The 22,988-nt window shown below is 40.8% G+C and carries 27 protein-coding genes; 6 read left to right on the forward strand and 21 right to left on the reverse strand.

What is annotated here, in order from left to right:
* Positions 1 to 76 precede the first annotated feature (76 nt).
* Complete coding sequence (locus DFO73_RS07020) at positions 77 to 1,009, reverse strand: CobW family GTP-binding protein (RefSeq protein WP_110064073.1); 933 nt, start codon at positions 1,007 to 1,009, stop codon at positions 77 to 79.
* Positions 1,002 to 1,403, reverse strand: a complete 402-nt coding sequence (locus DFO73_RS07025; RefSeq protein ID WP_110064074.1) for a hypothetical protein — start codon at positions 1,401 to 1,403, stop codon at positions 1,002 to 1,004. The genes DFO73_RS07020 and DFO73_RS07025 overlap by 8 nt, the downstream gene beginning before the upstream one ends.
* Positions 1,404 to 1,519: 116 nt before the next feature.
* On the opposite strand from DFO73_RS07025, the gene DFO73_RS07030 reads away from it, so the two are divergent.
* Positions 1,520 to 2,134: a class I SAM-dependent methyltransferase gene (locus DFO73_RS07030; RefSeq protein ID WP_110064075.1), complete on the forward strand. Its 615-nt coding sequence runs from the start codon at positions 1,520 to 1,522 to the stop codon at positions 2,132 to 2,134.
* Between the two features lie 122 nt (positions 2,135 to 2,256).
* Here DFO73_RS07030 and DFO73_RS07035 read toward each other — a convergent pair whose 3' ends face one another.
* From DFO73_RS07035 to DFO73_RS29795, 4 genes are all read right to left on the reverse strand, one after another.
* On the reverse strand, positions 2,257 to 3,195 hold the full coding sequence (locus DFO73_RS07035; protein WP_375137307.1) for an LCP family protein: 939 nt from the start codon (positions 3,193 to 3,195) through the stop codon (positions 2,257 to 2,259).
* Positions 3,196 to 3,330: 135 nt separating this feature from the next.
* Positions 3,331 to 4,827: a S41 family peptidase gene (locus DFO73_RS07040; protein ID WP_110064077.1), complete on the reverse strand. Its 1,497-nt coding sequence runs from the start codon at positions 4,825 to 4,827 to the stop codon at positions 3,331 to 3,333.
* A gap of 180 nt (positions 4,828 to 5,007) precedes the next feature.
* Positions 5,008 to 5,214: a heavy-metal-associated domain-containing protein gene (locus DFO73_RS07045; protein ID WP_110064078.1), complete on the reverse strand. Its 207-nt coding sequence runs from the start codon at positions 5,212 to 5,214 to the stop codon at positions 5,008 to 5,010.
* Positions 5,215 to 5,623: 409 nt separating this feature from the next.
* Positions 5,624 to 5,782, reverse strand: a complete 159-nt coding sequence (locus tag DFO73_RS29795; protein WP_110064432.1) for a GNAT family N-acetyltransferase — start codon at positions 5,780 to 5,782, stop codon at positions 5,624 to 5,626.
* A gap of 419 nt (positions 5,783 to 6,201) precedes the next feature.
* Between DFO73_RS29795 and DFO73_RS07055 the strand changes: the two genes are divergently transcribed.
* On the forward strand, positions 6,202 to 6,447 hold the full coding sequence (locus DFO73_RS07055) for a hypothetical protein (protein WP_110064079.1): 246 nt from the start codon (positions 6,202 to 6,204) through the stop codon (positions 6,445 to 6,447).
* A gap of 22 nt (positions 6,448 to 6,469) precedes the next feature.
* Here DFO73_RS07055 and DFO73_RS07060 read toward each other — a convergent pair whose 3' ends face one another.
* A complete protein-coding gene (locus DFO73_RS07060; RefSeq protein ID WP_110064080.1) occupies positions 6,470 to 7,360 on the reverse strand; it encodes a M15 family metallopeptidase in 891 nt (296 codons plus the stop codon).
* Between the two features lie 201 nt (positions 7,361 to 7,561).
* Positions 7,562 to 8,266 carry a purine-nucleoside phosphorylase gene (gene deoD, locus DFO73_RS07065; RefSeq protein ID WP_110064081.1) on the reverse strand — a complete coding sequence of 235 codons (705 nt, stop codon included), beginning with the start codon at positions 8,264 to 8,266 and terminating at the stop codon, positions 7,562 to 7,564.
* 152 nt (positions 8,267 to 8,418) lie between these two features.
* On the opposite strand from deoD, the gene DFO73_RS29205 reads away from it, so the two are divergent.
* Together DFO73_RS29205 and DFO73_RS28510 are read left to right on the forward strand one after the other, a co-directional pair.
* A complete protein-coding gene (locus DFO73_RS29205) occupies positions 8,419 to 8,547 on the forward strand; it encodes a hypothetical protein (protein ID WP_258309294.1) in 129 nt (42 codons plus the stop codon).
* A 14-nt stretch (positions 8,548 to 8,561) separates the two neighbouring features.
* Positions 8,562 to 8,711, forward strand: a complete 150-nt coding sequence (locus DFO73_RS28510) for a hypothetical protein (protein ID WP_009332577.1) — start codon at positions 8,562 to 8,564, stop codon at positions 8,709 to 8,711.
* A gap of 65 nt (positions 8,712 to 8,776) precedes the next feature.
* Here the strand turns inward: DFO73_RS28510 and DFO73_RS07070 are convergent, their stop codons facing one another.
* Positions 8,777 to 9,085 carry a YodL domain-containing protein gene (locus DFO73_RS07070; protein WP_110064082.1) on the reverse strand — a complete coding sequence of 103 codons (309 nt, stop codon included), beginning with the start codon at positions 9,083 to 9,085 and terminating at the stop codon, positions 8,777 to 8,779.
* 352 nt (positions 9,086 to 9,437) lie between these two features.
* Between DFO73_RS07070 and DFO73_RS07075 the strand changes: the two genes are divergently transcribed.
* Positions 9,438 to 10,307, forward strand: coding sequence for a glycerophosphodiester phosphodiesterase (locus DFO73_RS07075; RefSeq protein ID WP_258309295.1), 870 nt, complete (start codon positions 9,438 to 9,440; stop codon positions 10,305 to 10,307).
* Positions 10,308 to 10,367: 60 nt separating this feature from the next.
* Here DFO73_RS07075 and DFO73_RS07080 read toward each other — a convergent pair whose 3' ends face one another.
* Together DFO73_RS07080 and DFO73_RS07085 are read right to left on the reverse strand one after the other, a co-directional pair.
* Positions 10,368 to 11,141 carry a sporulation protein gene (locus DFO73_RS07080; protein ID WP_110064083.1) on the reverse strand — a complete coding sequence of 258 codons (774 nt, stop codon included), beginning with the start codon at positions 11,139 to 11,141 and terminating at the stop codon, positions 10,368 to 10,370.
* Positions 11,142 to 11,556: 415 nt separating this feature from the next.
* Positions 11,557 to 11,730, reverse strand: a complete 174-nt coding sequence (locus DFO73_RS07085) for a YozD family protein (protein ID WP_009332582.1) — start codon at positions 11,728 to 11,730, stop codon at positions 11,557 to 11,559.
* 194 nt (positions 11,731 to 11,924) lie between these two features.
* On the opposite strand from DFO73_RS07085, the gene DFO73_RS28515 reads away from it, so the two are divergent.
* Positions 11,925 to 12,089, forward strand: a complete 165-nt coding sequence (locus DFO73_RS28515) for a hypothetical protein (protein ID WP_181395950.1) — start codon at positions 11,925 to 11,927, stop codon at positions 12,087 to 12,089.
* Between the two features lie 36 nt (positions 12,090 to 12,125).
* Here the strand turns inward: DFO73_RS28515 and DFO73_RS07090 are convergent, their stop codons facing one another.
* The 10 genes from DFO73_RS07090 to DFO73_RS07135 form a co-directional block, all read right to left on the reverse strand.
* Complete coding sequence (locus tag DFO73_RS07090) at positions 12,126 to 12,821, reverse strand: hypothetical protein (RefSeq protein ID WP_110064084.1); 696 nt, start codon at positions 12,819 to 12,821, stop codon at positions 12,126 to 12,128.
* A 231-nt stretch (positions 12,822 to 13,052) separates the two neighbouring features.
* Entirely contained in the window at positions 13,053 to 13,274 is a 222-nt protein-coding gene (locus DFO73_RS07095; RefSeq protein WP_110064085.1) for a YozE family protein, read from the reverse strand.
* A gap of 387 nt (positions 13,275 to 13,661) precedes the next feature.
* Positions 13,662 to 13,946, reverse strand: coding sequence for a YokU family protein (locus tag DFO73_RS07100; RefSeq protein WP_110064086.1), 285 nt, complete (start codon positions 13,944 to 13,946; stop codon positions 13,662 to 13,664).
* Between the two features lie 10 nt (positions 13,947 to 13,956).
* Positions 13,957 to 15,387, reverse strand: coding sequence for a lysine 2,3-aminomutase (gene ablA / locus DFO73_RS07105; protein WP_110064087.1), 1,431 nt, complete (start codon positions 15,385 to 15,387; stop codon positions 13,957 to 13,959).
* A 195-nt stretch (positions 15,388 to 15,582) separates the two neighbouring features.
* A complete protein-coding gene (locus DFO73_RS07110) occupies positions 15,583 to 17,010 on the reverse strand; it encodes a sigma-54 interaction domain-containing protein (RefSeq protein ID WP_110064088.1) in 1,428 nt (475 codons plus the stop codon).
* A gap of 640 nt (positions 17,011 to 17,650) precedes the next feature.
* The gene (gene ablB, locus DFO73_RS07115) at positions 17,651 to 18,508 is read right to left on the reverse strand and encodes a putative beta-lysine N-acetyltransferase (protein WP_110064089.1); all 858 of its coding nucleotides are present in this window, start codon (positions 18,506 to 18,508) and stop codon (positions 17,651 to 17,653) included.
* Between the two features lie 232 nt (positions 18,509 to 18,740).
* Positions 18,741 to 20,018 carry a peptidase gene (locus tag DFO73_RS07120; RefSeq protein ID WP_110064090.1) on the reverse strand — a complete coding sequence of 426 codons (1,278 nt, stop codon included), beginning with the start codon at positions 20,016 to 20,018 and terminating at the stop codon, positions 18,741 to 18,743.
* A gap of 54 nt (positions 20,019 to 20,072) precedes the next feature.
* Positions 20,073 to 20,735 (reverse strand): 3-oxoacid CoA-transferase subunit B, encoded by a 663-nt coding sequence (locus DFO73_RS07125; RefSeq protein ID WP_110064091.1) that lies wholly within the window; start codon positions 20,733 to 20,735, stop codon positions 20,073 to 20,075.
* Entirely contained in the window at positions 20,720 to 21,412 is a 693-nt protein-coding gene (locus tag DFO73_RS07130) for a CoA transferase subunit A (protein ID WP_110064092.1), read from the reverse strand. Before DFO73_RS07130 ends, DFO73_RS07125 begins: the two co-directional genes overlap by 16 nt.
* Positions 21,396 to 22,772, reverse strand: coding sequence for an aspartate aminotransferase family protein (locus DFO73_RS07135; RefSeq protein ID WP_110064434.1), 1,377 nt, complete (start codon positions 22,770 to 22,772; stop codon positions 21,396 to 21,398). The genes DFO73_RS07130 and DFO73_RS07135 overlap by 17 nt, the downstream gene beginning before the upstream one ends.
* Positions 22,773 to 22,988 lie beyond the last annotated feature (216 nt).

Consider the following 22,988-nt stretch of genomic DNA (forward strand, 5'->3'; position numbering starts at 1 on the left):
CCATCTCCTTTATCATATTTAATGAAAGTATACCCGGATGCTTTTTCGATAAACAAAGAGCAAGAAAAGTCCAGCTTTAAAGGCTTTCCGTTGCCTTTTTCTCAAGTGCAAGAAGCTGCTGTTCGATTATGTCCCAATCCAAATTTTCTCCAATGAAGACTATATTCAGCGGCATATTGATATTTTCCTGCATATACAGGGGCATACCATAAGAGAACTGAAATAAAAAAGGATAGTGTGATGGATGCAATTTTAAGTATCCTTTAATTCTGTAGACTGTATCAGGAAGGCTTTTAAGAAAGTCTTCAAAGTCAGACTGGTTCACAGGATTTTGAAACTGGTAAACATATGTGCTTAACTTTAAATCCGAAAAAACATGCGAATGGGCTGAATCTTTCTTCTCCCCCGGGGACATCCCTCTGATCTGCTTCATAGCGACCTTGGAGTATGATGTTAATATATTAAATGCATGGCTGTTTAAAGCTTGTATCTCCATTGTGAGCAGGGCTTGTTCTGCTTCTGTGAGCGCATCAGCCTTATTTAAAACAATTAAGTCTGCATGCCTGACTTGCTCAATTAATAGCTGCTGTACCTGTGGACTTAACGACTTTCGATTAAGCCATCTTGGACCGTCTACTACAGATATAATCCCCTTTACAATCATGCGGTCTGCAAAAAGCGGTGAAAGTATGCTATCGAGAACTTCAACCGGATGCGCAGCCCCTGTTGTTTCAATGTAAATGACTTCCGGTTTTTCAACTGTAAGAAGTTCCTGAAGCTGTGCCTCCAGCTTATCTGAAATCGTACAGCATATGCAGCCGTCAAGAAGCTCCTTCAGCGGAACATCTTCATCCACCGAGTCTGAGTCAATTGATACTTTCCCGAGCTCGTTCATCATGACTGCAACTTTTCTGCCTTGTTTTTTTTCATCTTCCAGCAGCTGTTTAAGCAGTGTGGTTTTTCCGCTTCCCAGAAAACCGGATAGTATAAATATTTCTGTTTTATTCATGTTTTTCCCCTTCTTCACGTTCTGACAGCATTTCTTCAATCATAACTTTCATTTTTTTCTCGATCGAATCCATAGTTAAATCTGTTAAATATCCTACCGGCTGAAACATTTCCTGCTTACATTTCCAAATAGGAATGTAGGCGTTTGGAAAATAATCTTCTTCCGTCTCGATCCCAACTTCCAGAGAAGATTCATAATCAAATGTAAAAACATCATTATTGGCAGCACTTCTTCCTTTAATGCTCCTTACTAGATCTACAACAAGATATTCGTTTACAGTTTGGAAGTCTTGTTTATACTTATTATGAAGTTTTTTCGCCAGCTTTTCACATTCTTCTTCTATATAGGCTATCTTATCCCGTGTTTGGTCATGAAGATCTACTATTTGTTTCAAAGGATCACCTCTTTATAGCTATCCTGTCTAATGAGACATTTTATATGATTTTATCAGTACGTACAAACCATAAGGCATATTTGTTATAATCACCTTATTAAGGATGGTGTATTGAAATGCTGGAAAATACCGGAGAAAGAATTATTCCAGAGGAATTGCCGATAACGAATGGCATGCTGCTCGAACATTTGGCACGTTATTATTTTTCCCTCTACTACGCAAAAGGAAGAGTCCTCGATATTGCCTGCGGTACGGGTTATGGCTCTAAGATTATGGCTAAATCGAAAAAGGAAGAAATACATGAAATTATTGCTGTGGATATTGATGAAGAAACATTGAAATATGCCAGGCACCACCATTATCATCCTCATGTCAAATATGTGAAAGCAGACGCAGCAGATGAGAAACTATTTGAAGATCTTGGGCTTTTTGATGTTATAACAAGTTTCGAAACCATTGAACATCTTGAAACTGAAGAAGCATTCCTTGATAATCTTTTTAAAATGCTGAAGCCTGGAGGTATCCTTATTTTGTCCACTCCTTTCGGAGCAGGCAGGGGCAAGCCAACCAGGGAACCTTTTCATATTCACCAGCTGACCGAAGAGGAATTTATTGAGCTGTTTGAACCGTATGGGGACACGGAATTTTATTATCAGCGAAGTGTTCTTATTGAACCTAAAAGAGAAGGTAAACATTATCCGATAGGTATTGCTGTTTGCAGAAAAAGATAAAGAGGAGCCTGCAAGCTCCCCTTTAGCCTGTTTGTCAAACAGACCTCCCTCATCTTTTTGTATATAAACTTGTCGGAATCCGTTTTTTCGTCTATTAATGCCACCTTTTATTTCTTTTTTCGTTACTTTTTTTCAGCCTCAAGAAATTGCTTAAGGGCTTCTGTATTTTCCTCAAAGTTTATTTGAAGAACCGCTCCTGCATGCTCATAGGTTTTATTTTCGTAGCTGTCTGAAACAGGGACTCTCAGTGTTTCGATTTCAGTTACAGGATTCATCAGGAAGGAGGCACCGATAGACAGAGCTTCATCAAGCTTTATATCGGTTTCAACATATTTCATTGCCTGGCTTACAACATCCGGAAATCGGGCAATGCCAGCTGGCGAAGAGAATTCGTTCATGACCTGGTCCTTCAGTGAGATTAAAATTTCCTGCTGTCTGTCCACTCTTCCAAAGTCACTTTCCCCGTCATGTCGAAACCTGACATAGGATAATAGATCGCTCCCCTTGAGTTTTTGTTTCCCTGGTTCAAGCTCCAGCCCCATATCCTCAATCATTGCAGAGGTTACGTTTACTTCAATTCCATCTGGTGCAATGGCATCCAGCATCTTTATGAAGCCTTGAAAATCAATGACTGCAGTATGGTCAATTGGCACGCCAAAGTTTTTTTCAATCGTTTCTTTTAATAATTCCTTGCCGCCCATATAGTAGGCATGGTTAAGCTTGCTAAAGGTGTAGGAATAGTCAGGAATTTTTACGTAGCTGTCCCTCATCAGGGAGACCAATTTGATCGTATCTCCTGAAGGCTCATACCTGGCAAGCAAGATCGCGTCAGAACGGGAATCTTCTTCTCCCCGGCTATCAACACCGATTAATAAAAAGTTTCTGGTTTCATTTGCAATTTTAAAAGGATTCTTACCCTGATTTATTTCTTCAGAAATATTTTCCGGCTGGCTATTTTCAGAAAGCTCTTTAGAATTTTCTTTTTGGAGGAAAGAAGTACAGCCAGAAAGGATTGCTGCAGCAAGCATAAATACAATCAAAATTTTCTTCAAGTTAGTCACCCCTGTGAATTAATGCTCATAGTTTAAGTATAGTATCATTGTTGGAAAGAAAATTGCTTTATATACCCATTTTCTATAGAAGCAATACATGATTTCATACAAAAAAAGCCCTCCAAAAATTGGAGAGCTTTTTCATTAAGAATCGATTTGCTTTTTTAAAATATCAGCAGCTTTTTGAATTTGTGTATCATTTTCGTCGATTTTCTCACGAAGTCTTTCCATCAGCTTGATTGTAGACTGTCCTGCTAACACTCCAGTTTCTTCAAGTTTTTCAGCAGCCTGGAATTTTTTAACGGCCTGCTCTGTCTTTTCATCGAAGAAACCATCTTCTCTGCCAGGTTTATATCCAAGTGCCTTCAGCATTTGCTGTGCTGCTTTAACCTGATTAGAAGAAGAAGAAAGCTTTAATTCTGTATCAGGATTAATAAATGGCAATGTTGCATATTCCGGCAAGGATACTTTATGGTCAGGAGTTATTCCCTTTTTATGAATCCAATTGCCGTCAGGTGTAAGCCATTTTTCTGTAGTAAACTTCATGTTGGAGCCATCGGAGAAATCCTGTGCACGCTGGACCGTTCCTTTCCCGAACGATTTTTCCCCAACAAGCGGAACATCCGCTGATTCATTGACAGCTGCGGCCAAAATTTCTGATGCACTAGCGCTTCCTTTATCGATGACAACAACTAAAGGAATATTAGGGTTTTCTTCCTTTGTTGATTTAACTTCTTCTCTGTTGCCATTGCGATCCTCAATCTGGAATAAGATTTCACCTTCAGGCACGAATAGACTTGAAATTTTAACTGCTTGATCCAGCAAGCCGCCTGGATTTTGTCTCAAATCAAGGATTAAGCCTTTCATTCCTTGCTGCTGCAGCTCATTCAGAGTCTCAACAAGTTCTTTAGAGGTATTTTCTGAGAAGGTGGTAATTTGCACCTTTGCAATTCCATCCTCCAGCATTTCGCCATACACGGTTTCAAGCGGGATTGTATCGCGCGTAATGGAGATATTCATTGGTTCATCCACACCAGGGCGCTGAACAGCAAGTTCAACCTTTGTGCCTTTTTCACCTCTGATCAGCATCACTGCTTCTGTTGAACTCATCCCCTGCAGACTCTTTCCATCTACTGACAGAACCTTGTCATTCGGTCTAAGTCCTGCTTTCTCTGCTGGGGAGCCTTTTAATGGCGAAACAATCACAATATAGCCTTCCTGCTCCTGAATTTCAGCACCGATTCCCTCAAAAGAGGATGAGATGCTTTGATGGAAGCTTTTCGCTTCCTCCTCATCCATATAATCCGAATAAGGATCATCCAGAGCTTCAAGCATCCCGTTGATAGCACCGTTTATAAGGTTTTCCTGGTCTACTTCCTGGAAATAGTTTGCTTTAAGCGTATCATAAGCTGTATAAAGCTTATCGAATTCCCTTCTCTCACTGGTTCCTACATCTACTGCTTTCTCATCTCCAAATGCAAGGGCAAATGTAGTAATGCCCGCTGATAAAAAGACGATAAAAAACAGCAGCATAACAAAATGAAACTTTTTCATGCGGATAAAACCGGAGTTGTTTTTATCCGGAGTTTCAGATGTTCCTTTGTTTAAATCCTCATTTTGCAAACTCTTCACCACTTTCATGACCGTAAAATTACTATGTACAATCCTTAATGATTAGAATAACATTTTTATCGAAAAAATAACAAAGAAAAATGCACTAAACCCATTTCTTAAAATTGTTCCCTTGTCTGGATATGAAATTCTATTATGCCGCCATGCCTTAAAAGAGCGCTTAGCGAAATTAGCTAAGCGCTTTCTATATCAGGCTACTCCATAGCCTTGATCCTCGACTGCATTTATTAGGTTTTCCTTTGCTGCTTTTTCTGGATCATACTCCACTTCAACCTGTTCATCATGGAAAGCAACTGAGACACTTGCCACACCATCAACAGACATTAGTGCATTTTTGACCGCTTCCTCACAATGGCTGCAAGTCATGCCCACAACCTTTAATGAAACCTTTTCCAAAATCAACGCCTCCTTCTTGCCAGTTAACCTTAATATATTATTACCTCAATAGACGGAGAGGATAAACATAATCTGGTTTTTACGCAGCTGCATGTTCGCATGTTCGCATAAATGGTAAATTGATTAGCGGCAAGTATTGAAGGAATTGTCTTTGGATGGGTGGGTGATTAACTACCTTTTTCTTAGGGTGGGCCTTATTTCGACGTTATTCCATTTGATAAACTACCATATTTCTAAGGGTGGTGCTATGACGATTTTCATAATACATAATCCAGTTTCTTATAAAAAACCTTTGCATCATGCTTCACATGATTAAAGAGCAGATGTTTTTCAAGTATTTTCCCTTCTTGAAATCCGTTTTTCTTCAAAGCTCGGCTTGATGCTCTATTAAAAGCCAAGGTAAGAGCCTTCAGCATTTTAAGCCGAGAACCTTTTTCGCTTGTCTGCTGATTAATCTCACTGCTTCGGACGCATAACCGGTACCTTTAAACTTTTGCGCAATCCGGTAGCCGATCTCTTCTTCTAATGTTTCACGATCAATATTATAAATATTGATACATCCGGCAATTTACCGTTTTTTATTTATTAACAAATACAAATAATACTCATCATCGTTCCTTGATTACCCCCATTTCCAGAATAGACGAGATGATCGACTCTTTGAATAGTACCCTTTACCGTGGGAAGGAACAAACTGTTTAAATACTGTTTTCCTTTTCAAACTCCAGGATTTTTTCAGCAAATCCAACTGTAAGTTCTTTAAGAAAAATCACTATAATCCCTCATTTTGACCGACTTTCTTTGAGTTTAGCCATCTTTATGGAAATATCAAGAAAAATAAAAGATTAATTGTTTTGCCAGTATAAACATATTTTATTATATGACCTGCTTTTTCAAATGGCCCGCCCGCCTTCTCCGTTTCCCTTTCAGCAGCCCGCTGCAAACCTCATGAGTTCCAGCCTTTCTATTTTAAAGGAGTGATCACATATGATAACCGCCTTATTATGGCTTAGCTTTGCCCTTTCTCTTATCAGCCTGATTGCCGGTATAATGAATCAGTCGTGGAAGCTTGCATTTTTCAGCAGCATCCTCCTGCTTCCCTTGGCTTTCTACTTATCAGGTGCAGAGAACGGCCTCCGCTACCTAATGTTTCTTCCTGCCGTTCCTTTTATTCTGGCAATCATTTATTTTTTTCAAACAGGCCAAAAAGGCCAAAAGCAAAAAGGAAATTGAAAAGAGGCCTTAAATCAGGCCTCTAAATTTTCTTTACGATATTAAAGTATTCTTCAAGCGTCCACTTCTTTTCATAAATGACTGCAGCTGCATCAGCGCCGACATAGCGGAAATGCCAAGGCTCATATTTGTACCCAGTAATGCTTTCTTTTCCTTTTGGATATCGGAGAATGAATCCGTAGCGGTGAGCATTTTCAGCAAGCCACTTTCCTTCCTTTGTTTCTCCGAATTTTTCAGACAACTCCAATTTGGCGCTTCGGCTGGAAATATCCATTGATAGACCTGTCTGGTGTTCACTGCTCCCTGGAAAGGCTACTGCCTGCACAGCTTTTTCTTCCCCGACTCTGCTTACTTCTGCCTCAAATACCTGGGTCTGCCGATCAAAAGAGCGGTATCCTGAAACGGCAAATAGTTCAACTCCGTTTTGCTGTGCTTCTTTAAAAAGCTTTTCTAAAGCAACTGCAGCATCCTGGCGCAAATAGCTTTTTTCCAAATCTAAATCACCGTATGAAAAGGAAACATCCGGTATAACCAATTGAGAAGGTTCATAGCCATCTGGAAGGCTGAATTGCTTATTCACAAGAACCATAACGTTCTCGGGGTTTTGGATTACATTTTTCCCGTTAACTACTTTAACATCATTGAAGTACGAAGCTTCCAATGAAAGAGGATCCTTTTCGGCAGGAGGTTCATTATTGTTATCTGTGCCGGCATCCCCGGAAGCCTTATCAGTATTATTCTCTGCCTCTTGTGGAGATTCTTCTTTCCCCTGGTTGTCCTCCATACTCTTATCTTCCTGCAGGAAAGGTACTTTTTCGATTAGCGGCTTTACTTTATCCATATATGGATCCAGTTGGCTGCAGCCAGAGAGAAACAGGCTAAGCGTTCCCGCTAATAATAAAATCTTTTTCATTCATTTCACCTATCTTCAAATTTCTTTGCAACATTACTATTTTAACACTACTCGTCAACTATTCCATCCCTCTGAAAAAAACAGGACAAACGGCACAGAGCCTGCATTAATCATTCAATTAATAATCATCGCCAAATGAATTCCAATTTAATTGAAATAATAAAAAAACTGGCTCATTATTTTGAACCAGTTTTTCAGTGCTTATTCCTTAATAGCCGCCTCGAGTGCAACTTCAATCATTTCATTGAAAGTCGTTTGTCTTTCTTCAGCTGTTGTTTCTTCGCCAGTTAAGATATGGTCGCTTACTGTCAGGACGGATAAAGCCTTGCGGTCAAACTTCGCAGCAAGCGTGTAAAGCGCAGCTGTTTCCATTTCAATGGCAAGAATTTGATATTTAGCCCATTTTTCAAGTTCGGCGTTGTCATTATAGAACATATCAGCTGTGAAAACATTTCCGACCTTAAGGTTTAACCCTTTTTCCACACCAGCATCATAAGCTTTTTTCAGCAGGTCGAAGTTAGCTGTTGGCGCAAAATCCACTCCTCCGAAAGTAAGCCTGTTCATTTGTGAATCCGTGGAAGAGCTCATCGCCAGAATAACATCGCGGACTTTTACATCCTTTTGGATCGCACCGCAGGTTCCAACTCTGATTAGGTTCTGGACATTATAGCTTTGCATTAATTCATTAATATATATAGAAATCGAAGGTACCCCCATCCCTGTCCCTTGTACAGAAATGCGTTTTCCTTTATATGTTCCTGTATAGCCAAACATGTTGCGGACCTCATTATAGCATTCAGCATTTTCTAGAAATGTTTCTGCAATATATTTTGCACGCAAAGGATCTCCTGGAAGAAGGACCGTTTCTGCAATTTCATTCTCTTTTGCACCAATATGTACACTCATATATCAAACCTCCAATTCGTTCTGAAGCCTCTGAAACTGCTTTCAAGTCACACTATACCATATGTGGCATGACTTAGAAACAATTAAGCAAAGGCATGTTTTTTCCCCATACGGGAAAGCTATCAATAGCTTTTCCAAAGGAGGTTGTAATCATGCCACAAAAAGGGATGAGCAAAAAACTCAGACAAGCAGTACAGCATGCCAATGAAACAACTCCATCATCAAGAGCAAATACTGAGCCACATACATCCAAAACAGTCAAAACAAAAAGCAATAGATAAAGGGAGGGATTGTGATGGGCAAAAAGCATCGTAACCGCATAAACTCACCAAAGAAAAATAACCATATCCCTGCAGAAGCAATCATTGCCGAACAGGAAGCCCATGGTAAAGAATATACGGCCAATAAACGCAAAAACAGCCCTGGGTCCAACATAACAGAATAAAGAAGTTTATTTTTTGGAAACTTAAAGAGGAGAGCTCCCCGCTCTCCTCCCGTTTAAATTATGTATTATCGAATATGTATACGATTTATTTCCTCCCAGCCGCCCGGCTTTAGCTGATAATAAAACTGTCCTCTCCGGCCTTCATCAATATAAAGAATGTCTCCCGTTGAAATAAATCGGCCATTAAAGTCAATTGGGATCCGGTCAGGGACATTAAATCTTCTAAAAACAGAATCAAGGCATTCCTCATGTGTTGATCCCTCGACATTCAAGCGGTAAACTTGCTGAAACCCCTTTTTCTCCCTAAACTCGGGTGTTTGGAAAATCGTCACATCATACTCTTTTCTTCTGATCCTGGTTAATTCCTTTAGCATATGTCATCCCCCTCAGTTTTGTGGTATCACCCTTTAACTCTTTGAACACTTCTTTTGGTTATGAAGATTTCCTGATGAAATGTTCTATGGCGACCATCCTGCCCCTCCTCCAAAAATTTTCGGCTTTATGAAAACTCTATTGCAACCATTCTTCTCATCACTGCATGCAAAATCTAGTACTACTAACATACATAAAGTATTTTTATTGTTTAATTAGCCATTTTTCTTGTCGTTTCCTTCATCAAAAAAGTTCTAGTTTTGTCGATTCACGAAAATTTTTATGATGAAACCGCTTTCAAACGAGTCCACCCCGCATAGTATATACAAAAGACTTTTATAGGGGTGATGAAAATTGAGGGTTTCTAAAAAGCCATGCTTGTTTTCAATCATTATCGGTCTGCTTTTAACGTCATTTTCTTACTTTTTTCAGCCTCTCATGCCCTTTCAATCCATAGCCCATAGGGGAGCGTCCACTTATGCGCCGGAAAATACAATAGCATCCTTTGAAAAGGCAGTCGATTTAGGGTTTGATTATATTGAGCTGGATGTGAGGTTCAGCAAAGACGGACACCTAGTTGTCATTCATGATGCAGACCTTCAAAGGACTACGGACGGGGAAGGGTTTATTGGAGATCTGACTGTTGAAGAAATAAAAAAACTTGACGCTGGTTCGTGGTTTTCCCCTGAATTTGCGGGGGAAAAAGTTCCACTTCTTAATGAGGTATTAGATCGCTTTACCGGAAAAGTCGGATTATTGATTGAAATGAAAGCTCCGGAAAATCAGCCTGGCATGACTGAAGTCCTTGCCGAGATGTTAATGAGCTACAAAAAAAACGGGCAACTCGTAAAAAACATCAAAGTCCAATCCTTCCATGTGAATGAAATGAAAAAATTTCACCAGCTTGCTCCAGACATACCGGCAGGCATACTGCTAAGCAAGCAGCTGGATATGTTTCATTTGGCTTCCTACCGCCAATTCGCCTCTTTTCTATCTGTCCACCATCTTTTACTCTCCAAATCCTTCATAACACAAGCTGAGTTATTCGGATATGACATATACTCCTGGACCATAAAAAAACAATACCAATTTGCAGATATGCAGCGGCTCGGCGTTCATGGAATAATCTCTGACGAAGAGAAAAGGCTGCCGCACTCAAGGCTGTATGCGTTAATCACTCCATTTTTAAAAGGACAGGATTTTCTAAAAACCTTGCTGACTTAATTTTTTACAGAATAAAAAAAACGATGGGCACTCCCCATCGTTTCTATTTGTCACAAACTATCAATTGGCATATTTTGCTATCATCGATTGAAGCTTTTGCTGCATATAAGGGATATCTCCATTTGTTACTGTAAAACGGACATAAGTTTCATCCATTTCAAGCGCTTCTGCCAGGAATCCGCCGAGCCCTCTTGCTTTGCGGTCTACCTGAATAAGTATTTCTGTCTCTCCGCTTGGCTGAGGGAAAAATACAACTTCCAATTCATCAAGGCGGCCTCTAAAAGGCCCGGATACCGGCACAAATTCAAACTCCTGTATAAATGGAAGCCTGTGGCGAAGACGGTTCGGAGCCTGCTCGCATTCAGCTTCCCGTAAACGGAATCCCATATTGGATACAGCGTTTAAAACCGAATCCATTAACGGATTGGGAACCACTCTGATAAAATCCTGATCTGTTGGGTCCACCGCATTTTTAATATCCAGCCCAGTGGCAACCCATATTTTCGTCTTGCCAAAAGATAACGGGGTATCAGAAGGCAAATTAAAGGTAAACGGAATTTCCTTACGCTCATTTGCAGCAAGGGTAAAAGATTCCGCCAGCCTGAAACGGTCAATCAACCCTGAGACTGTATACTTTTTATCATCTGATTCCTTTATATAAGTTGTATTCAATGAAAGATAAATATCGTCTATTTTCTGTTCGGTATTACCGCCTGTAATTTCAACAACACCCTTTAAAGCTTCTCCTGGAGTAACAGTATCTCTTTCAAGCTTGGTATCCACTTTTGCAGATCCAATTCCCACACTTGCCAAGACCTTGTTAAAAAATGACATGTTCTTCTCTCCCTAGTATGATTATATTTTTAAATTTCTCTTTGCAAGGAAGTTTCACCTTCCTTGCCGCCAACTTTTTTTAAACTTTTCAGGCGGCTTCTACTTTATATATACAAAGAAGTTCTTTCATAAAGATATACGTTTTTAGAAAAAGAAAGTTTCACTTTTCCGGAGGGTTGCCCATAAATTTTTTTCAATTGCCGAAAAGGCATTTTCTTTTATACCCTTTTTGTTTCTCTGCTGTATTGATTCCTTTAATTTTTCTTCTGGCTGGCTTCTTTCGAATGGAGATTAAATAGTCCTTCTGCCAAAACTGGCCTAACTTATGTATGATTAGCAATCTATTCCATGCAGCTGCTCCGCCCCTTCCCGCGCAAAAAAATGACGAGCGCCTTTCCTCGTCATTTTTTCTATATTAGTCGTCTTCGATTTCCTCATCGATGATGCATTTTTGCAGTAAGTACTCAAACGTTATATCTGCGAGTTCATCCAATTCTCCTTCAGTAGGCACATATCCCCTTTTTGCCAGCTCATGAAAGAAAAATTCAGCAATTTCCTCCGTATCAATCACGACCTCTATTTCCTTCACAGCATCGCCCCCTTTGTACAAAATGTATGATGCTCTCTCTTAATTCATGCAGAACAACTGTCAGAAAAGTCTTATTCTTTATTTGAATATAAAATAATTATTCTTTGGCATTTTTTCTTATTTAGGACATACATATGGGATAAGCAGCTTAAAATGATGTTCTTAAAAAAAATGTTCTTGGGGAGGAAACTAAAATGTCCAGTATATCCAGACTAGCCGCTCTAATAAAAGAAGATGTAAATAACGAAGAAAGCTCGATTATTAGCTTATATGGCAAGCTATTAAACGGATGGTACAAGCTTGTTGTTTGGTTTGGCATTCCGTTTATGGTTTATATTTTGATGTCCAGGTTTTACTAGCAGTATTAACGCGCTTGCTTAATAACTTTCATTGAATTAAACGGTGCTTTTTCCATCATTATTGGCAAGGTGCTTCAGCTTTCTGAGTATGACGCGCATGATATGCTTATACTCATCATCATGAAACATTTCATAAAGAATGCGATAATCATTATATATATCAAGCAAACCATCAATCAGCACTTTTCTTTCTTTTATTCCTTCAAGCAGTTCTTTTTCAGATTTGCGGAATGAATTGGCCGTTTCCTTTAATTCAGGAAGCTTTTCTTTCTTGTTAATCATATAAAGCAGGCCTAATTTTTGAATAAAGGCATCCGCACTTTCGGCATCTGCAACGAGGGTCAATTCTTCTTCCCCCGCCTCAAGCCATTCTCCGTCATTAATTCTGGAAAGCTCATAAATTACATCTTCCCATGCATCCTCTTTGTATCTCCAAATCTCCGTCCTGAAGCCTACTATTTTAAAAAGATCCGAACCATACCCCTTAACCTGGACAAGGTCGCCAAAAAAGTATTTATATTCGATATCAATATGCTCCTTTTCCATGATCTCACCTTCATACTCAGACAGCATTTGAAGGCTGGATTCCATATAGAGACCTTCACTTTTATTGACTTCATAGACGTACATATCATCAAGCCACTTTACATCCGTCACTTTACCGACTGTACCATAAATAGTGATCACGACTGTATCACCGATTTTGTACTTTGGTTTTTTCCTTTTGCTCATGTCCTCCATCCTCTCAATGACTGAGTCGTGAGTATTGAATACAATAGTATATGCACTTTTCCTGAAAATCGTCCGTACGTTCATCACAATCGAACAGAAAAGCGCTGTGCCAGAGCTGGTCAGTTGTCTGAATCCACAGCTATAAATTTTTATACTAAAAAACACTCCTGTGCAGGAGTGTTTCAAAACCGCAAGACATTTAAGAACTTGAGGATCAAATTTATTGGACCATCAGCTTTCAGAATGCACATACAATTGCCATGCTTCATCAAAGACAGACATGCTTTCCATATAGGTTCCGTTCAATTCCAGGTAAGAGCTGATTTCATCATAATCATAGGATGTTTTTGGAAAACTGTGGTCCTCATATGCATGGTTGGCAAAATGGCTGATGCTATCCCTTGGTTCAGGATGCCTGTACTTCATTAAAAAATGATAAAAGGTTTTGGACATAATAACGCCTTCCTCTATATTTATTCAATTTGGTTCCTTCAGTATTTTATCTACTACTATAAGCTAATCCCCTTGGATGCGTCTACTCGTGGGAGAATTTTCAGCAGAAAAAAAGCAATCCGGTATTCCGGGTTGCTTTAGTTATTGCTTAATAAATTGGTTTTGTTAATCTTGCCTGTTGATTTTCGCTCCAGACGCTCAGCGAACCGCGAGCGGTTCGACGCTCCACGGCGCATTCGCGTCTGCGGGGTCTCCCTTTGACACGCTTCTCCTGTAACTATCTATGAATGCTGCATACCATCTAGCCTATTATAAATAATGGGAAGCTGAGGTTTGTGACGAACAGGTGAAAAGACTGTGAATTATTCCCTGACTGTGATTTTTCTCCTATGAAGTAAAATCAAAATAGTTTCTTTTCAGCAGCCGCGGCTGCTCCATCAGCTTTGTGTAACTAATTTCTTTTCCAATTTTTTTCGTGTCGATTAAAAACAATTGATCCTCAATTTCCTTTACGAGATCATCAGACTGATACACCATGTCACATTCATTGCAGACAGTTGAAGGTGTGTCATTAATTTGAATGGCCCGGGTTCCATCCGGGAGCTCCCAATAGACGGTTTCCTTGCTATCACAAATATTTTTGCTTTCACACCAAGCACATTTACTTTGCATCCTTAGCCTCCTATTCCTTTGCCGATGACGGCTCTGCATCGCTTATATCTTTCGGATCCCGCTTTGTCTGCTGGGCTTTAAATTTCTTATCCTTTAATTCATCCCGTTTGTCACGTTTATCTTTTAATGAACTGTGTGACGGGTCGCTTTCATATTTTTCACGGCGGTCCAGTCTTGCAAGTCCTTCTGGGACAAGGTTAAATTGCTGGTCATTAATCAAAGCGGCTATACCAACATTCGATCTTTTCTCATCCATATCCGGATAGATTTCTTTAAAATATCCTTCTGCCCGGCCAGGCACATAACTTTCCGGTTCCGGATATGTGGTGATAACGCCTTCAAAGTTGCGGAGCACCACTTTGTCAGCACTTTGTGAGATTAAATAATTCGGCTGAAGCGAAATTTTTCCTCCGCCTCCAGGTGCATCGACAACAAAAGTCGGAACAGCATAGCCGGAAGTATGGCCCCTTAAGCCTTCGATGATTTCAAGTCCTTTTGAAACAGGCGCACGGAAATGGCCGATTCCTTCAGAAAGATCACATTGATAAATGTAATAAGGCCGAACTCGAATCTTTACAAGATCATGCATAAGCTTTTTCATAATTGGCACACTGTCGTTGATTCCGGCGAGGATGACAGATTGGTTTCCAACCGGCACCCCTGCATTGGCGAGCATTTCACATGCCCTCTTGGAATCTTCGGTAATTTCGATGGATGTATTAAAATGAGTATTTAACCAAACCGGATGATACTTTTTCAAAATATTGCAGAGGTTTTCAGTGATTCTCTGCGGAAACACCACCGGGGCTCTTGTTCCGATTCTGATGATTTCGACATGGTCAATTTCCCGCAAATTTTTCAAAATGTATTCAAGAATATTGTCATTGATTAATAGGCCGTCACCGCCGGAAATTAGAACATCCCTCACCTGGGGTGCATTTCGGATATAATCAATTGCTGCATCAAGCTGTTTTTTCGGTACCCCCATGCCAATTTGCCCGGAGAATCTTCTTCTTGTACAGTAGCGGCAATACATCGAGCATTGGTTTGTCACCAGGAATAAAACACGGTCAGGATAGCGGTGAGTAAGCCCTGGTACCGGCGAATCTTCATCCTCGTGCAACGGATCTTCGAGATCATATTTTGTTTTATAAATTTCCTTTGAGATTGGGACGGACTGCATTCGGACCGGACAGCGCGGATCATCCGGGTTCATAAGGGATGCGTAGTAAGGTGTAATGTTTAACGGAATGGTTTTAGTTGAAATCCTTACTCCTTCTTCCTCTTCAGGCGTAAGATTAATGACTTTTTCAAGATCATCAGCAGTGCGAATCGTGTTTGTCAGCTGCCAGAGCCAATCATTCCACTGCTCCTCCGTTACATCCTTCCATAGCTCTATATCCTTCCAGTGCCGATCTGGTTTATATAAAAAGTTTTTCATTCATATTCCCCCTGTAACAGATTCTTATCTAGTTATCTTGCAAGAAGTGTGCCAAGTTAAAGAATTTTTATAGTATCCCTGGAAAAAGGGGCTGGAGTGGAAGATTGTTTATGTTTTGGCGGATATTTTATTGGAGCGGGTTTTCAAAAACATAAAAAAATGCCGATTATTCGGCACTTTGATGGTTTTATTCATTTAAGCTAATGGCTGGGCTTTGATCTCATGAATCCTGATTTTATACTTGGATAGCTTATATTGAAGTGTTTGCCGGGGAACTTCCAATAGCTTTGCCGCCCTTTTTATATTTCCATCTGTTTGCTTAAGGGCATTTTCAATTAGTTCTTTTTCAAGACCCTCCAAGTTCGTCTTTAATGATAGCCCCCTGGCTGGCAGGTTTTTTTTATGCGTTTGTATTTGCTGCTTCATCATGACTGGCAAATCTTCTCCCTCCAGAAGGTCTTTCTCGCATACATTCATCATGTACTCGATTGTATGCTTTAGTTCCCGAACATTTCCCGGCCAGCTGTAGCCTTTGAAGAATTGATTTACCTCATTATCGCTGCCTTTAACATTTTTATTAAAAGCCCGGTTAAATTGCTTTATAAAATGCATAGAAAGGAATTCAATATCCTCTACTCTTTCCCTTAATGGCAGCAGACCGAATGTGAGGACGTTCAAGCGGTAAAATAAATCCGTCCTGATTTTCCTTTTTTCAAGGGCATCACCGGGATGGATATTCATGGCCGCAATCACCCTCACATTCACCTTGCAGCTTTTCGGGCTGCCTACTCTTCTTACCATCCCATCTTCAAGTACCCTGAGAAGTTTAGCCTGAAGCTCAATAGGCATCGCATGGATTTCATCCAGAAAAAGTGTGCCGCCATCCGCCAGTTCAAATAATCCAGGCCTGTCTACAGCACCGGTATAGCTCCCTTTTGCAGTCCCGAACAATATACTTTCCAGAAGTGACTCCGGAATAGCTGCGCAATTTTGGGCAATGAAAGGGCCATTGTTCCTTGACGATGCATGGTGGATCCCTTGGACAAATAACTCTTTTCCGCATCCGCTTTCTCCAAATACAAGAATGGGAGAGCCTGACTTTGCCAGTTTAGCTGCTTCATTTTTTATTTTTTGCATTTCCTTGTTAATCGTAAGAAGACTTTCCAAGGTGTATTGGACAGTGTTAATATTGTTAGTCTTTTTCGAAGGCTTTTTTATTTTTTTCCGCAAATCAAGCAGGCTTTCCGAGAGAAGCTTCAGTCTTGAATAATCTTTTGCAATCTCAACGGCTCCGGCTACTTTGCCATTTATCAGGATCGGCAATGTTGTGTTGATCGTCTCAATTTGAACGCCATGCACATTAACATACGATTGTGTTTGATTGTATATCGGTTTTTTGGTTTTGATTACTTTTAATAGCGTGCTTGTCTCTTCATCCAATGATGGGAAAACGTTCAGGACTGATTTGCCCAGAACTTCGGAAATGTTCAAACCATCATGCTTAGCAGCAATTTCATTATAAAAAATGGTATTCCCATCCAAATCCACAACATGGATCCCTTCATCGATTCCCTTTAAAATAGCAGCCAGAACTTCCTTTGACATAGCTTGTGTTTCGGACATCATGATCCCCTCCCCTACATGTATATGTATATGAGGGGGTGCCGAAAACTTGTCATAATGGTGCCGGAATTCTGGCACTTTATTGATTATGGCAGGGTACTCTTTTGAAGAAGGTCTGTTACACTTCACATTTTGTAAAAGACTAAGTGGCGTCGGTAAAGCTGGGTTGACTACCTTTTCTTGAGGGCCGCATCCTTTTTCGTCGTAAATCACCTGGATTAACTACCTTTTTTCGAAGGCCACATCCTTTTTCGTCGTAAATCACCTGGATTAACTACCTTTTTTCGAAGGCCACATCCTTTTTCGTCGTTAATCACCTGGATTAACTACCTTTTCTCGAAGGCCGAACCCTTTTTCGTCGTTAATCAGCTGGATTAGCTACCTTTTCTTGAAGGCCGAACCCTTTTTCGTCGTTAATCAGCTGGATTAACTACCTTTTCTTGAAGGCCGAACCCTTTTTCGTCGTTAATCACCTGGATTAACTACCTTTTCTTGAAGGCCGAACCCTTTTTCGTCGTTAATCAGCTGGATTAACTACCTTTTCTCCAGAGATGCCACCTTTTTCATCGTTAATAAACGGGATTAACTACCACATTAGTAAATTAAAATCCTTTGACATCCTTTAGGGGAGGCAAGTTTTTCAATGCGAAGCAGCTAAGTCCTTTACCCACACATTCATATTTTCAAGTTTATCGAAAATATAGCAGTTATTTAGAAGACGGCCCCGATACATATACCCAAGCTGATGCAGGACCGCATTCATTCCAAATGACAGGGCTCTTGCAATGGAGTAGGCACAATAGATTCCCTGCGACTGCAATTCTTCTTCCAATTTTTCAAGCAGGATTTTCATTAGGCCGTGTTTCCGATGGGAAGGAAGCGTAGCACAGTCTGTTAATTCTGCATTTTTATAAAAAAGATTTACTTCTGCTGAAGCAGCGCTGACCAGATCATGTCCATACTGAAATGCATAATAAATGGTGCCTTCTTGAATTGTTTTTTTAATATATGCGGGATCATGGAGGGGTGTAGGATAAATTTGAAATACTTTTCGATAAAGGGCGGCAAGCTTTTCAGCATCCACCTGTGTTATTTTTTTCATCTTGTATTCGACAGGAGGCAGAATTACGTCCCTGTTTCTTTCAACGGCCAAAACATTTTTAACGATACTATCTTCAGCAATCCAATGCCCGCTTATCCTTCTTTCATCCGAATAATATTTGCAGAAGAAATATTGGTCAGATCCAAGGAAATAACCGTCAATGATTGCCTCGCACTGAAATCCATGGGCCAGCAGGGAAGCATAATTCTCCGCTCTTCCTCTTAATATTAATTTCTCACTCTGCTGTGCCTTTGCGACTGCTTCTGCCTCACGGATCGCTTCCTGCAGATTTCCTAAATAATTGTCCACTCTTAGCCGTTTATTGAAAGGATCAATATACAGTTCGGCTGAAAAATTCTCTTTTTTAACCGTTTTAATGGAAGCATTACTATTCATTTATCTAGACCCCCTTTTTTAATAAAATTGCCCGGCCATTCGGCCAGGCAGTATAAGGTTCAAAAGGATTTACCGGCCAATTCCTTCATTTTACCGGCCAAAATGTCGGATTTACCGGCCGAATTCACTAAAATACCGGCCAAACGGAAGCATTTACCGGCCAACTGCAAAATTTTTAAAGGAAGTTCCAAGCATTTATCATTAAAAGCACTTCCGATTTCATTTGCCGTGTTTAATTGTTCCGATCACTTTCAGTTCCGCACCAGTCCATAATAGCTAAAGCAATAATTTCAGCGGCATCAAACACTTCCTGAATGGGAATATACTCATTTACATCATGGGCCGCTTCCGTTACACCAGGGCCAAACACAACAACAGGGGTATCTCCTATCCTGGATAAAATTCCGCCATCCGTTCCCCACGGTGATGCTTCAACTACAGGCTGCTTGCCTTTTACTGCTTCAAAGGATTCCGAGAGAACTGACATAAGAGGGTGATTTTCTTCCAGGTTCCCGGGAATCCAACGCCCGCCGAACCATTCGACTTGAGGAGGATTCTTTTTGAGCCAGTCATCTTTTTCAGCGGCTTTCTTCATGCATAACTCCAGCTCTTTTTCAGCCGATTTCATATCTTCGTCCGGAGCAACGCCCATCCTCCCTTCAATTACCGCTATATCAGGAACTGAAGAAGGCCATTCGCCGCTATTTATTTTTCCAATATTAATAGGAATCGGTATTGGAATTTTGCTATATAGAGGATCTGTTATTTTGAGGTTTCTCGCTTTCTCCAGATCTTGCAGCTTTGTCATAGCAACCATTGCTTTTTCTATTGCGTTAACTCCTTCATAACGGGTGCCTCCATGAGCAGATCTGCCTTTGACTGTTATCCTGAACCACATGGATCCTTGCTGTTTTGGGAAGATCTTCATATTAGTAGGCTCAGGTATAATCGCCCCATCAGCTTTATATCCCCGCAGGACAGCAGCCAGGGTTCCTGCTCCGCCACTTTCCTCTTCTATGACACTTTGAAAAATCACATCTCCTTTAAGCTTAATGTCTAAGGAGATAATGGCTTCCATTGCAAGCAGAAGTGAGACAGTGCCGCCTTTCATATCGGTTGACCCCCGCCCGTAAAGCTTGCCATCTTCGATCCTTCCGCTAAAGGGATCATCTTCCCAATCATTCCTGTTCCCTTCAGGCACAACATCAATATGCCCATTCAGGATTAGGGATCTCCCTCCCCCTGTTCCTTTCAAGGTTGCAACTACATTGGGATTTCCGGAAAAATCCTTTCTGTCCGAGGAAAAGGCCGGATGTTTGATCAGAGCGTCCTTTCCAATCTCCCAAATATCGAGGGTTAGTCCCAGTTTCCGGCATTTTTCAATAATCACAGCCTGGGCACTGCTTTCATTTCCTCGGGTACTGCCTTCCTGAACAAGCTGCTGAAGAATCCTCACTCCCCTTTGTTTGTTTTCTTCGAGCCATTGTTTGATTTTTTGTTGCACTTCCATACATAACCACTCCCTTATCCCAAATCCCTAACCCTATGAAGTTTGCAAAGTATATTAACCAATTACTCTTATATTTTCAGCGATCGTAAAGCCGCATCCCGTTTTAGCCCTTACTTCGGTAACAGAATGAGGCGCGAATAATTCCATTAATTTCAGACCTTCATCGAATTTTTGAAAAACCGCCATATCCGTTATAATCATGTCAACACAATTGGCCGATGTGAGAGGAAGTGTGCACTCCTTCACTATTTTTGAATTTCCGTGCTTGTCTGTCTGGTTCATTAAGACAATGACTTTTTTTGCTTTCTGTGCGAGCTCCATTGCCCCACCCATCCCTGGCACTTTTTTGCCAGGCACGATCCAGTTGGCCAAATCTCCCTTTTCACTTACCTGTAAGGACCCGAGAATGGTCATATCCACCCTTCCCTTTCGGATCATTCCAAAGGCAACCGCACTATCACAGTAAGATGCCCCCTTCACTGCTGAGACTGGAAAACCGCCGGCATTGCAGAGATTTTCGTCTTCCTTTCCTTTCTCCGGGCTGGGTCCCATCCCTGTAATGCCATTTTCAGCATGAAACATAACTTTCGTAGTTTCAGGCAAATGATTCGGAACCAGCGAAGGGATCCCTATGCCAAGATTGACAATCATTCCATTCTTTATTTCCTCTGCAGCACGCTTTGCTATACGGTTCCTGACTTCTACTCCCATGCCCATTTCCAGTTCACTCCTTTTGAAGGGACAATATAATCGACAAAAACGCCAGGCGTTATAATTTCATCAGGTTCAAGGCTTCCAAGCGGGACAATCTCTTCTACTTCTGCAATGGTCATATTTCCAGCCATCGCTACAAGCGGATTGGTATTTCTGGCACTCTTGTCATAAATCAAGTTCCCATATGGATCGGCCTTTTTAGCAAAAACAATGGATATTTCCGCCGTTAAAGCTGTCTCAACCAGATATTCTTTTCCATTCAATATGCATCTCTGTTTATCGCCTGTTACGATGTCGTTATCCATGCCGATATCAGAAAGAATAGCAGGAATACCAGCTCCACCCGCACGAATTCTCTCTGCGAGTATTCCTTGCGGCGAAAATTCCACATCCATTTTTCCATCTGTCATTAACTGTCCTGCAACCGGATTCGAACCAATATGGGAGGCTATCATTTTTTTAGCTTTTCCCTGGCTCACTACCTTTCCAATGCCAATATGAGGAAAACCAGAATCATTTCCGATCAAAGTTAAGTCTTTTATCCCTTTTTCCAAAATGCCGTCAATAATGGTCGGAGGTGTACCAATTCCACCGAAACCGCCAAACATAATTGTCATCCCATCATAAAAATGTTCCATTGCTGCCTCAATATCGATAATTTTATTAAAAATGTTCTCCATTCTTCTCAGCCTCTTCCTCAGCAAGGTTCAAATATTTCTCCGAAAAAAACTGCAGCGTTGTTTCAAGGCGCTTCACCAGATCATCAATTTCTCTTTTTGTTATAGTCAGTGGCGGCGCAATCAGGATCGCATCCCCGTTTATTCCATTTATACCTGCACCCGCAGGGTAAATAAGCAGCCCCTGATCCTGTGCCTTCTGTATTATTCTTTGAGTCATGGCCAGTTCTCTTGAAAAAGGCTCTTTCGTGGCAGGATTTTTTACAAATTCAAGCCCGACCATCAGGCCTTTTCCTCTTACATCACCGATAAAAGGAAACCTGGTCTGCTGGTTTAGCAGTTTGTTTTTTAGATATACTCCTTTGCTTTCCACTTCAGGAATGATTTTATTTTTATCGATATATTCCAAAACAGCGAGCGAAACTGCACAGGATTGAGGGTTGGCGCTTAATGTATGGCCGCTCATGATGCTTTTGGATCCTTCCAAAATCGGCTCCATAACCTTATCACTGACTAGGGCAGCGGCAATCGGGGCATACCCCGCCCCCATTCCCTTTCCAAGCGCGACTATATCAGGTTTAACATTCCATTGTTCCGAAGCAAGCATCGTACCCGTTCTGCCAAATCCGGTCATAACCTCATCAGCTATAAATAAAATTTCGTTACGATCACATATTTCTTTAATAACCTTGTAGTAGTCCTTGGGAGGGGCAATAGCTCCCCCCGCAGCACCAATAACTGGCTCTGCAATAAATGCAGCAATGTTCTCCGCACCTAAACGTTTGATTACTGTTTCCAGTTCATGTGCACATAAATAGCCGCAATCAGGCGCTTCGAGATTATAGGGGCATCTGTAGCAATATGGAGGGTGGATGACAGGAAAGTCCTCAAGAAGCGGGATGAAACGCGCCCTTCTTCCGGTATGTCCTGACATCGATAATGCTCCAAGGGTGATGCCATGATAGCTCATCCACCTTGAGAGAACCTTTGTTTTTGTTTGAGTCCCTTTTTCCTGCCAGTATTGAATTGCAATTTTCATAGCTGTTTCTGTGGCCTCTGAACCGCTGTTCACAAAGAAACTCCAATTTAAATCACCAATCGATAATTCGGCTATTTTACAGGCAAGCTTTTCTGCTGCCTCACTTGTAAATTGAGAACGGTACACAAAGGAGATTTTCTTTGCCTGTTCATGCATCGCATCAATAATCTCTTTTACACCATGTCCGATATTCGCGGTAATTGCGCCAGATGATGCATCCAAGTATTCCTTTCCATCGGTATCATATAAATAGACGCCCTTGCCGTAATCAATCACCGGATATTGTGCATCAAGCATCGGCTTAATTAAATTCGACTGGTCCATTAAGAATACTCCCTCCACCCTAAAGAAATGCGAAATTGCCTGCGGCTTACCTGTTTCTGCTGCTGGCTTAACAGCCAAACAGCTTCCTGGCTTAAAACTCTTATCCTGTGTTTTTGGCCAATATATTAAATTGTATGAAATGACTTATTAAATCTTTCTTAAAGAATGCTGATATCCCCAAAATGAAATATGCTCAGGAAGGCAAAAAAAACAGCC

Source organism: Cytobacillus oceanisediminis (assembly GCF_003182355.1).
Taxonomy (GTDB): Bacteria; Bacillota; Bacilli; order Bacillales; family Cytobacillaceae; genus Cytobacillus; species Cytobacillus oceanisediminis_A.

Bases quoted from the DNA above. Each gene is read 5' to 3' on its own strand.
- DFO73_RS07020 (WP_110064073.1), bottom strand. From the start codon at position 1,009: ATGAATAAAACAGAAATATTTATACTATCCGGTTTTCTGGGAAGCGGA.
- DFO73_RS07030 (WP_110064075.1), top strand. From the start codon at position 1,520: ATGCTGGAAAATACCGGAGAAAGAATTATTCCAGAGGAATTGCCGATA.
- DFO73_RS07040 (WP_110064077.1), bottom strand. From the start codon at position 4,827: ATGAAAGTGGTGAAGAGTTTGCAAAATGAGGATTTAAACAAAGGAACA.
- DFO73_RS07055 (WP_110064079.1), top strand. From the start codon at position 6,202: ATGATAACCGCCTTATTATGGCTTAGCTTTGCCCTTTCTCTTATCAGC.
- DFO73_RS07060 (WP_110064080.1), bottom strand. From the start codon at position 7,360: ATGAAAAAGATTTTATTATTAGCGGGAACGCTTAGCCTGTTTCTCTCT.
- deoD (WP_110064081.1), bottom strand. From the start codon at position 8,266: ATGAGTGTACATATTGGTGCAAAAGAGAATGAAATTGCAGAAACGGTC.
- DFO73_RS29205 (WP_258309294.1), top strand. From the start codon at position 8,419: ATGCCACAAAAAGGGATGAGCAAAAAACTCAGACAAGCAGTACAGCAT.
- DFO73_RS28510 (WP_009332577.1), top strand. From the start codon at position 8,562: ATGGGCAAAAAGCATCGTAACCGCATAAACTCACCAAAGAAAAATAAC.
- DFO73_RS07070 (WP_110064082.1), bottom strand. From the start codon at position 9,085: ATGCTAAAGGAATTAACCAGGATCAGAAGAAAAGAGTATGATGTGACG.
- DFO73_RS07080 (WP_110064083.1), bottom strand. From the start codon at position 11,141: ATGTCATTTTTTAACAAGGTCTTGGCAAGTGTGGGAATTGGATCTGCA.
- DFO73_RS28515 (WP_181395950.1), top strand. From the start codon at position 11,925: ATGTCCAGTATATCCAGACTAGCCGCTCTAATAAAAGAAGATGTAAAT.
- DFO73_RS07090 (WP_110064084.1), bottom strand. From the start codon at position 12,821: ATGAGCAAAAGGAAAAAACCAAAGTACAAAATCGGTGATACAGTCGTG.
- DFO73_RS07095 (WP_110064085.1), bottom strand. From the start codon at position 13,274: ATGTCCAAAACCTTTTATCATTTTTTAATGAAGTACAGGCATCCTGAA.
- DFO73_RS07100 (WP_110064086.1), bottom strand. From the start codon at position 13,946: ATGCAAAGTAAATGTGCTTGGTGTGAAAGCAAAAATATTTGTGATAGC.
- ablA (WP_110064087.1), bottom strand. From the start codon at position 15,387: ATGAAAAACTTTTTATATAAACCAGATCGGCACTGGAAGGATATAGAG.
- DFO73_RS07110 (WP_110064088.1), bottom strand. From the start codon at position 17,010: ATGTCCGAAACACAAGCTATGTCAAAGGAAGTTCTGGCTGCTATTTTA.
- ablB (WP_110064089.1), bottom strand. From the start codon at position 18,508: ATGAATAGTAATGCTTCCATTAAAACGGTTAAAAAAGAGAATTTTTCA.
- DFO73_RS07120 (WP_110064090.1), bottom strand. From the start codon at position 20,018: ATGGAAGTGCAACAAAAAATCAAACAATGGCTCGAAGAAAACAAACAA.
- DFO73_RS07125 (WP_110064091.1), bottom strand. From the start codon at position 20,735: ATGGGCATGGGAGTAGAAGTCAGGAACCGTATAGCAAAGCGTGCTGCA.
- DFO73_RS07130 (WP_110064092.1), bottom strand. From the start codon at position 21,412: ATGGAGAACATTTTTAATAAAATTATCGATATTGAGGCAGCAATGGAA.
- DFO73_RS07135 (WP_110064434.1), bottom strand. From the start codon at position 22,772: ATGGACCAGTCGAATTTAATTAAGCCGATGCTTGATGCACAATATCCG.